13 protein-coding genes are annotated in these 9,436 nt (G+C 49.3%); 4 read left to right on the forward strand and 9 right to left on the reverse strand.

The annotated features are described in order from the left end of the window. Window positions 1-3 precede the first annotated feature (3 nt). Window positions 4-222 (reverse strand): hypothetical protein, encoded by a 219-nt coding sequence (locus ACMXX3_RS11490; protein WP_421084847.1) that lies wholly within the window; start codon window positions 220-222, stop codon window positions 4-6. Window positions 223-391: 169 nt separating this feature from the next. On the opposite strand from ACMXX3_RS11490, the gene ACMXX3_RS11495 reads away from it, so the two are divergent. The 4 genes from ACMXX3_RS11495 (at window position 392) to ACMXX3_RS11510 (ending at window position 3,087) form a co-directional block, all read left to right on the forward strand. Next, the gene (locus tag ACMXX3_RS11495; protein WP_421084859.1) at window positions 392-706 is read left to right on the forward strand and encodes an ArsR/SmtB family transcription factor; all 315 of its coding nucleotides are present in this window, start codon (window positions 392-394) and stop codon (window positions 704-706) included. Between the two features lie 9 nt (window positions 707-715). After that, on the forward strand, window positions 716-1,465 hold the full coding sequence (locus ACMXX3_RS11500; protein WP_421084848.1) for a hypothetical protein: 750 nt from the start codon (window positions 716-718) through the stop codon (window positions 1,463-1,465). Then, on the forward strand, window positions 1,449-2,198 hold the full coding sequence (locus ACMXX3_RS11505; protein WP_421084849.1) for a hypothetical protein: 750 nt from the start codon (window positions 1,449-1,451) through the stop codon (window positions 2,196-2,198). The genes ACMXX3_RS11500 and ACMXX3_RS11505 overlap by 17 nt, the downstream gene beginning before the upstream one ends. Before the next feature lie 628 nt (window positions 2,199-2,826). Beyond that, window positions 2,827-3,087, forward strand: a complete 261-nt coding sequence (locus tag ACMXX3_RS11510; protein WP_421084850.1) for a hypothetical protein — start codon at window positions 2,827-2,829, stop codon at window positions 3,085-3,087. An 11-nt stretch (window positions 3,088-3,098) separates the two neighbouring features. Here the strand turns inward: ACMXX3_RS11510 and ACMXX3_RS11515 are convergent, their stop codons facing one another. From ACMXX3_RS11515 to ACMXX3_RS11550, 8 genes are all read right to left on the reverse strand, one after another. Continuing rightward, complete coding sequence (locus ACMXX3_RS11515; protein ID WP_421084851.1) at window positions 3,099-3,824, reverse strand: hypothetical protein; 726 nt, start codon at window positions 3,822-3,824, stop codon at window positions 3,099-3,101. A gap of 11 nt (window positions 3,825-3,835) precedes the next feature. After that, window positions 3,836-5,422 carry a hypothetical protein gene (locus ACMXX3_RS11520; protein WP_421084852.1) on the reverse strand — a complete coding sequence of 529 codons (1,587 nt, stop codon included), beginning with the start codon at window positions 5,420-5,422 and terminating at the stop codon, window positions 3,836-3,838. A 137-nt stretch (window positions 5,423-5,559) separates the two neighbouring features. After that, window positions 5,560-5,757, reverse strand: a complete 198-nt coding sequence (locus ACMXX3_RS11525; RefSeq protein ID WP_421084853.1) for a hypothetical protein — start codon at window positions 5,755-5,757, stop codon at window positions 5,560-5,562. An 11-nt stretch (window positions 5,758-5,768) separates the two neighbouring features. Further along, on the reverse strand, window positions 5,769-6,047 hold the full coding sequence (locus tag ACMXX3_RS11530) for a hypothetical protein (RefSeq protein WP_421084854.1): 279 nt from the start codon (window positions 6,045-6,047) through the stop codon (window positions 5,769-5,771). A gap of 3 nt (window positions 6,048-6,050) precedes the next feature. Further along, on the reverse strand, window positions 6,051-6,824 hold the full coding sequence (locus ACMXX3_RS11535; RefSeq protein WP_421084855.1) for a ParA family protein: 774 nt from the start codon (window positions 6,822-6,824) through the stop codon (window positions 6,051-6,053). A gap of 137 nt (window positions 6,825-6,961) precedes the next feature. Beyond that, window positions 6,962-7,969: a replication protein RepA gene (locus ACMXX3_RS11540; protein WP_421084856.1), complete on the reverse strand. Its 1,008-nt coding sequence runs from the start codon at window positions 7,967-7,969 to the stop codon at window positions 6,962-6,964. Between the two features lie 454 nt (window positions 7,970-8,423). Next, complete coding sequence (locus ACMXX3_RS11545; protein WP_421084857.1) at window positions 8,424-8,801, reverse strand: hypothetical protein; 378 nt, start codon at window positions 8,799-8,801, stop codon at window positions 8,424-8,426. A gap of 147 nt (window positions 8,802-8,948) precedes the next feature. Then, window positions 8,949-9,353, reverse strand: a complete 405-nt coding sequence (locus ACMXX3_RS11550) for a helix-turn-helix domain-containing protein (RefSeq protein ID WP_421084858.1) — start codon at window positions 9,351-9,353, stop codon at window positions 8,949-8,951. Window positions 9,354-9,436 lie beyond the last annotated feature (83 nt).

Consider the following 9,436-nt stretch of genomic DNA (forward strand, 5'->3'; position numbering starts at 1 on the left):
GGATTATGCGCCTACGATTCCACGAATCCATTCGCCTACCTGTTCGTAGTTAACGGCGATTGCCAGGAATCCCATTGCCAGCAGACCAAGGCCGAGTTTCAGCATGAACTCGCGAGTCTTGCCTGAGTTCGCAGCCCAGAAAAGGCTTACCGCGAGAATCATCACGAGAACGATGATGAGGTTTTCTCGAATCCAGTCAGCGATAGATGTTCCGTTGAACATTGATACTCCTAAGAAAATGGTCCTCGTAACGAGGTGTCTAACTAAGACATTCTCTAGTATAATTCCAGTTGTCCATAATATCTATAAACGAGTTCATAATTTTAGATTTTGCGACCATGAACTCAGCCCCGCGCTGAAAAATTAAGGAGAATACGGCAAAATGGAAACCATGCCGAAACTTGTACGCCCAGAAGACCAAAGCCCAGAGATTGACCGCTTCATATCTGTATTTGGCAACCGCGCCAGACTGTCCATAATCCGCTTTCTCCAAGCCAACGGACCCTCATTGCGGATAGATATTTCAGAAGCTCTTGACATGGCAAAGCCAACCCTGGGACACCACCTCGCAGAGCTAGAAGAGCTGGGAGTACTTAATGCAGATTTACCGCCAGAACGTCGTCGCGGTAGAACAGTACGCTACTCAGTGAACCAGGAAGCAGTGGACGAGCTACTACAGGCCCCACAAAACTACATCTTCGATTAGTCTGCCTACATGTCACAGCAGGAGGACAACCCAGCTATCTCAAAAAATGAATTTGAGAACTGGCTAATAAAAATTTTCGATACTAACAAGCCGCCGTCTTTGCGTAAGGTAGCTTCTTGCGGTGCCCTCTCTAAATCAACACTCGCCTACCAACTCAAAAACGACGCGGTAGACCCCACCGCAGTCCTAGCAATAGCGCGTGGCATGGGGCGAAACCCAATCAAAGAACTCAGCAGCTTTAAACAGTTCGGTTCTTTGACTCAACCCACCGACCTATCGGCCACCGATACTGAGATTCTGTATGCGCTCGCAATCCCCGATATATTGCGTGAGATACTACGCAGGTATTCGGTGTCTGTAGCACCCTTTTCTCTCTCGTCGGTTTCGCCTGCCCAAGTCTGGGGCCGCTGGTTCAAAGCCTGTGCCCCCCACGTATCAGGCAAAGACATTCAAGAAGTTACGGGCATTTCGCAGACCTCTATCTCGCGTAATCAGCAGCTAGGGGGGTGGAGAATTGAACACATTTTTGCCTTTTCAAAGCGCTTTGGGCTGCACTTGCAGATTGCGCTAGTCACCAGCGGCTTTATCAGTTGGGAAGAAGCAGGTTATAGCGAACAGACGTTAGAAGAAAGGGTAAAGAATTTTTCCTCAGACCTACTAGCTGAATGCCTAAGCTCCATTGCCCCCAAGCTGCCACGCGATATAGCCCTAGACCAAGACCACCGTGTAAGGAATATAGCCGTTGAGTATCTGGCATAATTTCTCATTCCATCATTACGCCGCGCTCGCTCTCAGTGTTGCGCTGGTCTATAGCGCTTTCCGGCGATTCCGGTCAGCGCCCCTTAACCGTGAATTATTCTGGGCTAACGTGATAGTTCCTATCACGTTACTTACCTCGCTCCCGCCGGTCTATTACTGGCTAGATACGCTGCTAGGTAATCTAAATCTGGTAAACCTCATAGCTCATATAGGCGTCGTCATAGCTGGCTGGCTGGCTTCACGCGCTCTAGGGAAGACCGGCGCGGCCTTTCAAGGAGAGAAGTTCAATACCCGCTGGTTCTCTCCAATATGGCCTTTCCTTATGATTCTGACGCTTATCTTTTCTTTCGTTCAGATAGGGCTAGGTTATTCCAGCCGGGGGCTTGATACTAGAGCCAGTGATTTCCTATACGGTATCTACCACGGCGTCACCTACCTGGGCTTTAGCTTCGCAGCTCCCTATGTTCTGCCCCGGTTGAAACAGCTTGTTAAGGCTGCTTACACAAGACGCCATAAAGTCCAGTTCAGCCTGTTCTACATCGGATATTTAACTACTTTTGTAGCGGTTTTGTTACACCTCATTAGCCCTTGGGAAAGCCAGGTTCAAGGCCCCAGAGAGTTCTTCATCTACACGACAGGTTTCCTTGTGACAGCCGCCTTTGTGATGGTCACATTCGATAAGAAACCATTAGCGCAACCACAGGTACAGACAGGCAACAACGACGCCGCCTAGCGTACCTAAGATTAGCTCAAAGGAACTATGGCGCTTAAGGTGGTATCGGGACCATACAGTAAGGCCCCAGACCATGCTCCCCACAACGGCCGATAGCGCGTAGGCCCCCAGGTAAAACGGGGCGACGACAGCAAATAACGCTGCAACAAAAGCATGCAGACTTATCTTAATTTTTAGGTTGATACCTATGACCGCTACTAGAGATAGCACCGCAAGATTCAGCGCCGTAACAACCTGGTGCGACGTTCCAATGAAGTTTAGAACGACTACCCCAACAAGCATTGAAACAAGACTACCGATGAAGAAAGGAGTCCTCTGGGTCCGCACTTGAATAAATCGGTCTGTGGTGAGGTTCGCCCGGTACATGTAAAGGGATAGAGCTTGTGGAATACCCACGATAAACGTTAGGCAGGTAAGGACCGGCCAACCCCAAGAATCATCAGTTTTAACCGCTATAAGCGTTATAAGTAGACCAGCAAGGACAAAGGGGGGAGAATACTTCACTGATAAAGGAAGATGTTTTGTGGGCTAAAGAGGTACGCAAAAAAATGACCTAATCACTTGGATAATCAAAGTTATTGGGATAGGTTGGACACACACACCGTTTCGCAACCTACGAAAGCCGGACATGGAATTCCTGACTAGCGACAACACAGAAGCATACCTCGATGTTCTTACCTGCAAAAAGTCACTTACGGTTCTACGCAGCCTTTCCGACGGCCTATGGGCACACCCCCACGAAATCGTTGCAGCAACCCCTCTACCTGCTAAAGCCGTTGAGCAATCACTGCAACACCTAGTCTCACTTGGATTTGTAGAAGAGCACAACGGGCAGTACCGTGAAGTAGCCGAAAATCTCTTGCCAGCTTTCCAAGCTCTTGCCGCCTAGTACTGGCACAGTCATGCTTTTTTGACACCCATTATCTCAATCGAGACGAACGGCGTATCAGGGTTCAAATCCATGTAGCGCTCACCTAACCCTTGTGTCTTTAGCCACGACTCGAAATCCCCCTCGTGATTCTCAATTCCAGCAAGCACAGTTTCGGTTCGATACCCGCCCTTAGAGCCGACCTGGGCCGTCGAACCGTCGGCATAGGTGACTTTAAAGTAGGCGCGGCGTTCTGGTAAGTCTTTATCTCCCCACTTCTTACGGTGAAGTGATTGGACGTCCTTACTAAGCTCGTCAAAAGCAGCTTTTCTACCTTTAGCGTCCTTGGTCTTTGGGAAGTCCACCTTATATTTACGCATGTTTAGACCGTACTCAGTGGGGTGCTTGATGTAACGCCCACGAGCCGGGACTTCAACGCGCTTGCCCACCCGTCGCCCCTTGGTCTTTTCTCTTCGCTCGTCCTCATTTACTCCCTTGGGCAAGACATTTTTCTGCCCGTTAGAACCACGAACATGTGAGTATTCGCCCTTAGATGTTTTACGACGCGGGGGGCGACGCGTCACACTGCCAGTCTCAGCTAATTCTTTCAGCGAACCAACCATGTTTGAACCTGGCTTTAGACCGCGACGAATCTGCGAAATCAACGACGAATCTCGTTGCATTTCTTGGGCTATCTCAGACTGGTTCATACCTCGGGACATAAGCAGTTCGATGTACTCTTTAGCGCTTTTTGCCATTCTTCCGCTCCTTACAATCCAAGCTGCTGAATTGCTCCACCAATACCGGCGTTCTCTGCGCGGCGGGCAAGACGCAAGCGGGCTTCTATCGTCGTAGGCAATGCCATATCTGGCGTACCGGCGGGAAGATAGCCTTTCATTCGCAGCCGACCTACTGCGCCGTCGTCTTTGCCCCCGTACTGGACAGGCAAAGCCCACTGAGGTAATTCTGTGGTGTAGATAGCGTCGCCGTTGATACCGATAAGCTGCGCGGGGTCTACATGCAATGCCCCCCGCTTCTCTCCCCCAGCCACAGGGCCATGCAGGACACGAGCACGGGCACGGGACCAGACTTGTGACGCCAGCTCCGGGCGATAGTATGCCCGCTGCTTTTCAGGAATCGCACTCAACGGGATTTTCTCACGGTAAACGAACTTGTCTCCGAACCGCTGGGCGGTGTGTGCGTACTGAGGGGGAATATCCCACGATGAATCGACAGTTACCGTTGAAGAGCGTCCACGAGAAGCGAATGAACCTATGGTCTGCAAAAGGATTTGGCGGATTGCAGCGCTCGCAGCGTCGATAACGACCGGGGCAACGTTGTTTGCTGTTCCGATAGTTTCTACATTTTCGCGGGCTTTGACGATACGTTTGCAAAAGGTATCGAGAGGACGCGCGGCTACAGCTCGTTTTTCACCACGCACAGCCGGTTTCTTGCTGGTAAATGTGATTGCTTCAAAGAATTTTTCAATCGTCCAACCGAACTCTTCGGCTAGACGCAGCTCTTCGTTGCCTACCCATGTTTCAAATACAGCGCCGGGGACGTTAGGGTAAACCCATGTACGGCGGCCGTCTTCGGTGGTATGTTTCAGGGGCAAAATACCAAGCGTTTTCCAATCCTGGGGAACACGAACGCGCACATGATAACGAGCCGGTAAGAACGGACCAACACGACGCATATTTGTTTCTCCGTACCAGAGTTCGCGGGCCTGTTGCCCCTTAATCCATTGAGCCGGTCCTACCCCTAGTTCATTGCCGCAAGCAGCGTACATAAAGCGGCCGTCGATGTACGAGAACCCTGACATAGATTCTCCGCGCGTTTGCTGCATAAGAGGACGCGTTAACTCATGCTCAACGTAGTTAGGACCGGCGACAAGGTGCTCTATGTGGTGCTGACCAGATGTTGAATGAATTAGCTCTGCTATATCATCATCTACGATTTGCGGGTCTAATCCCGCAGGTAGAGATTGCGCCCAAAGTTGCTGCCCTGTGGCCGCAGGGGATTTCATAAGCCCTTGCATTGATTCTTCTGACCGAATCACGCAATGCTGGGTAAGCTCCCATGCTTCTCTCGCTTGCATGGGAGACAGGCGAATGTTTCCGAACCATGCTTCTACTAGGGACAGTTCATAGGGCTTTTCGCGGCGGTCCTGCATATCTTGCAGCTTGTGATAGAAGCGTCCAACCGGGGGCGCTCCCGAATCCAGCCAATGCTTGCCGTGCTGCCAATCGGTCAGGTCTGATTGGAACCAATGGCGATTGGTGCGTTTGTCCCGTTCGGGAATCTTGCCCACCAGAACAACTCTTTTGATACCAGAAACCTGTGCTGTATTCAGCAAGTCCTCTAGGTTGGGGTTCTTCCTGCGCCCGCGAATGACAGGGCTAATTTTGCGGCCGTCTGAATCTACCCCGTACCCGGTGGACGGGTCTAGCCACAAAGTAGGCAGAGGTGAAACTTTCCAAGGTACGGGGCGCATTACTTCCCTCCGTTCTGCTTGCGTAGATAGTCGGTAAGAGCTGCCGTTGCAATATCCCGCAAGGTCATACCGCTAATAACCTTTTGAAGTGCCAGCTCACGCTTAAGCGACCTGGGAATCTCAACGTTAAACGGAACATTCGATTTATCAGCAGCGATTTCTTGCTCTTTCGCGGCCCAATCTGCGTTTGTAGTCATTACCCTCTCCCCTATTGACGTGTAGCGCCCACGGTGTAACCGGCGCTCTCTAAGTATTCGGTTAGTGCCGCTTCTACCAGCCCCTGAAAAGTCATGCCGCTATCGCTCATGTAGTCGTCTGCGGCGTCACGAATCTCTAGGAGAATACGTGTAGAGACTTGCTCTCGGACGACGCGACGACGACGCGAGGGAACAGGCTTTTTCGCTTCTTCTTTTGCGTTGGCCGCTGCTTCTTCGATGTATGAGGGGGCCTGCTGCTTTTTGATGGGTTGGCGCTGAACTTTAGCCATGTCCTAAGCTCCTATGATGGAATCGGTGAGCGCGTCGATAAGCGATTGCGCTTCTTTAGCGCTACTGCTGCCGGTCTTACGAATAGGTAAGTGAGTACTCGCCATATCTGCTACAGCAGCGCGTGAAAGAACTACAGGAGAAAGCACGTTATCCCAGTTCTCATTAATTTGGTCAATCTGGAATCGGTCTTCGCCCTTTCGGGTATCTGCCAGGTTGATAATGACGCCTGAAAATTGCAGTTCCGGGTTCAGCCTAATCCGCTTAATTTCGTTGATAGTGTTTTCAAAATGAGTTAGCCCCTGAACTGAGAGAGCGGCCGGGGCAGTCACAGCAAAAACCTGTTCTGCGGCAACCAGTCCGTTAAGAGTTAGTCGCCCCAACGAGGGCGGCAAGTCCATAAGAACGTAGTCATATTCTTCGATTTTTTCCGAGTCGATAAACGCTGTTTTCAAGCGCTGCTCTGCGGCAATAAGGCTTTCTTCTGCCAGCGCTGCCAGGGTTTCATCTGCTGGAACGATAGAGATGTTCTCCCATGCAGTTTCCATAATTCCATCGTCGATACAGCCAGGGGTGTTAGCTTTCAGCACATCGTACATGGTCAGAGTTTCCGCCGTTACGCTTGCTCCAAGAACAATCGTGGCGCTGCCTTGTTGGTCTAAGTCCAACACGAGAACTTTCATACCTCGATAGGCCAAAGACTCTGCAACAGCAACAGTAATTGAAGTTTTTCCGACGCCGCCTTTCTGGTTTCCAAAGGCAATAATCTTGGGTGACATCTCCACTCCCATATAACTAGGTTTCTAGGTTTCTTGTTTCCTAGTTTGCCCCATCTTCTCCCCGAAATCAAGAGCTAACTAAATTATTTTATGAACTCACAAAAAACCCGCCCCTGACGGGGCGGGCAACAAATACTCTACGACGCCTTACCTATAGCCGCAGCAGCCGAAACAACCTCTTCAACACTGAGAATCCTTGCAACAGCCCCACGAGGCGGTATATGCAGCTTTGAACGGCGCAGAATCAGCCCATTCCGAGTAACAGACACCCGAGCTTCTGGATAATACAGCAGGACAACCTGCAAGTGGTCCACAAAGGCTTTTTTAAAGCTGCGCTCGCGGGCATAGTTCCCACCAAACTGTTTAGAAAGTTGGGACCAACTTACGTTTGATTCTGGCGCGCGCTGCATGTAGAGACGGTGAACTAGCCAGCAATAAATATCCAACCTCATAGGGTCCCGCTTGAATGCAGAAACGATTTCAGACACCAACGGAACAGCCGTATTTTGAACGTGGTTATAGAATGATTCACTGACTTCTAAAGTAGACGGAATCGACTCGACGACCTCGCCAGTTTCGCTAGACTTCCAGATTTCCCAAGAATCAGCAATCTGTAAGACCTTGCCCTTATTTGCAGTAACACCCTCTTTTTTAGGGCCTTGCTCAAAAACTACGATGTGAGCTGAGAAAAGAGCTTCCAGCTGCCTAGTGAAGTTCGCATGCTGCTTTCCGCCGCTAGATATACCCAACTGCGCCCTCAGCGCATTTACACTTTTTCCCACCTCTACACGGCGGCTTTTCGAGAGCTTTATCTCTGTAGTAAGCCAAATCAGAAACAGTCTAGGGACAATCCCGTAAGGGTAGACATACTCGATACCGCCCCCAGGGCCAGGAACCATACCCGGCTGAATCACTATCTTTTTTCGCCCATTAGAGCGCTCCCAACTCCTCATGTTCGGGTCAGGCTTCTTATAGGGGAAAGACAAGTCTGTTAAGTCTGCAAGCAGATATGAACCTGCCTTAATTTTTCCGGCTTCTTGCAGCTCTATGCTGCGACCGGCGTGTTCTACAAGGGTTTGAAAACGTGCCGCAGGGGGTTCTATCTCACGGTTCCAGACCTCGGTAGTTTCAGCTATACTAGGCATTGAAAAGACCTTTTCGACTAGGTTTACTGCCCTTGTGAAGTAGCAGCTTCGCAAGGGCTTTTTCTATTCTATATGTTTCCCTTATTTATACTATCAGCTAATTTATCAAGACGGTTGCCACCCTGGGCCGCGTCTGTGGAAAACATCGGTTTTTAAATACTTATCCACAGTACTTAAGTGGCGCTTCCAAAATCAGTACTTAAGTAGCGCATGCTTCTCAAAACAGCTGATATTTCAAGGTTTTTAAAAATGTACCCGTTGATTTTAGACAGGTTATCCACAGTACTTAAGTGGCGCTTTAGTCAGTACTTAAGTGGCGCATGATGGGGCTTTTGCCCTTATTTCACAAGGGATTCCGAGGGGTCCCCTATAGATTAAATCCTTTATATTTTTCTCTAGTAGTAGGAACGTGTGGGCAAGTGGATATGTGGACAGCTAGTTCCGGCCTTTTTATTCAAAATTCCTCCATCACCACATAGACGATGAAGAGAACTAACCCAACGCCTAGCCCGCTTACTACTACCGGAGTCACTGAATCTATAAACGAGGTTCCCACTTCTGAAGCGCTAGGGAGTGTTGAAAAGCCGTCTACTACCCATTGCCACCCTTTAGCCACAACAGGACGGAAAGAAGCTACAAAAGAGCAACCAGCGATTGATAGGGCCACTCCACTATAGAGAGCTAATCTAGCAAACCTTATGCCTTGCCTGTATAGCTTGATTCCTAGAACCAAGGGAAACGCTGCGATACCAAGGCCAATGATAAGAAAAGCTACCCACAACCATTCTGGGGCAATTTCCGGGGGCAGTTTCCAGCTATCAGGTAAGAACATGAGGGGTTCTCCTTACGACTTCAAATTGTTAAGACAGTTTGCTGGGTATCTCACAGCTCAACAGAAAATGATAAATACATCTTATAAGCTAAATAAAGAAGAAACTATGATATAGACCTGTCGATGACTATTTCGGCAAAATATAGTTCATAAATTACGTTCTAAGTAGAACTTGATTCCTCGCTCTGATAGTACTGACACTAGACCCCTCAGTGCGGCTTCATAGTGATTAATTCTTCGGAACATCGGATAGATTCGTTGCAGTTCTTCAAGCGAACTAAAGAGCCGTAGCATTACAGGGTTTCCACCGTTCTCTGCAAATTTAAGAAGCGACTCCTTTAGCTGAGAAGCAATCCAACCATCTACTTTTTCTACTTCATCTATCAGCAGTTCTTTTGCCGGTATGCTTGCATTCCGCTCTCTATCCCAGGCTTGAACCGTTCTGTTCTGAACTTTTAGTATTTCCGCTATGTCTTTTGTTGTGAACCCTAAGTACTCTCTCAAGAAACGAAATTCGTGAGGGGGCATATCTGAAACTACCGTGCGGGGCATGGGCAAACCTTTCTATATAAGCATGCATGCTTGCATGCATGCATGCTTGCATGCAAGATTTCTAGCATGTAAGCATGCGTCCA

Origin of the sequence: Rothia nasimurium (genome assembly GCF_049068285.1) — a bacterium.
GTDB classification, from domain to species: domain Bacteria; phylum Actinomycetota; class Actinomycetes; order Actinomycetales; family Micrococcaceae; genus Rothia; species Rothia nasimurium_I.

Excerpts from the sequence above, each read along its gene's own strand:
- ACMXX3_RS11490 (WP_421084847.1), bottom strand. The coding sequence starts at position 222 with ATGTTCAACGGAACATCTATCGCTGACTGGATTCGAGAAAACCTCATC.
- ACMXX3_RS11495 (WP_421084859.1), top strand. The coding sequence starts at position 392 with ATGCCGAAACTTGTACGCCCAGAAGACCAAAGCCCAGAGATTGACCGC.
- ACMXX3_RS11500 (WP_421084848.1), top strand. The coding sequence starts at position 716 with ATGTCACAGCAGGAGGACAACCCAGCTATCTCAAAAAATGAATTTGAG.
- ACMXX3_RS11510 (WP_421084850.1), top strand. The coding sequence starts at position 2,827 with ATGGAATTCCTGACTAGCGACAACACAGAAGCATACCTCGATGTTCTT.
- ACMXX3_RS11515 (WP_421084851.1), bottom strand. The coding sequence starts at position 3,824 with ATGGCAAAAAGCGCTAAAGAGTACATCGAACTGCTTATGTCCCGAGGT.
- ACMXX3_RS11525 (WP_421084853.1), bottom strand. The coding sequence starts at position 5,757 with ATGACTACAAACGCAGATTGGGCCGCGAAAGAGCAAGAAATCGCTGCT.
- ACMXX3_RS11530 (WP_421084854.1), bottom strand. The coding sequence starts at position 6,047 with ATGGCTAAAGTTCAGCGCCAACCCATCAAAAAGCAGCAGGCCCCCTCA.
- ACMXX3_RS11535 (WP_421084855.1), bottom strand. The coding sequence starts at position 6,824 with ATGTCACCCAAGATTATTGCCTTTGGAAACCAGAAAGGCGGCGTCGGA.
- ACMXX3_RS11540 (WP_421084856.1), bottom strand. The coding sequence starts at position 7,969 with ATGCCTAGTATAGCTGAAACTACCGAGGTCTGGAACCGTGAGATAGAA.
- ACMXX3_RS11545 (WP_421084857.1), bottom strand. The coding sequence starts at position 8,801 with ATGTTCTTACCTGATAGCTGGAAACTGCCCCCGGAAATTGCCCCAGAA.
- ACMXX3_RS11550 (WP_421084858.1), bottom strand. The coding sequence starts at position 9,353 with ATGCCCCGCACGGTAGTTTCAGATATGCCCCCTCACGAATTTCGTTTC.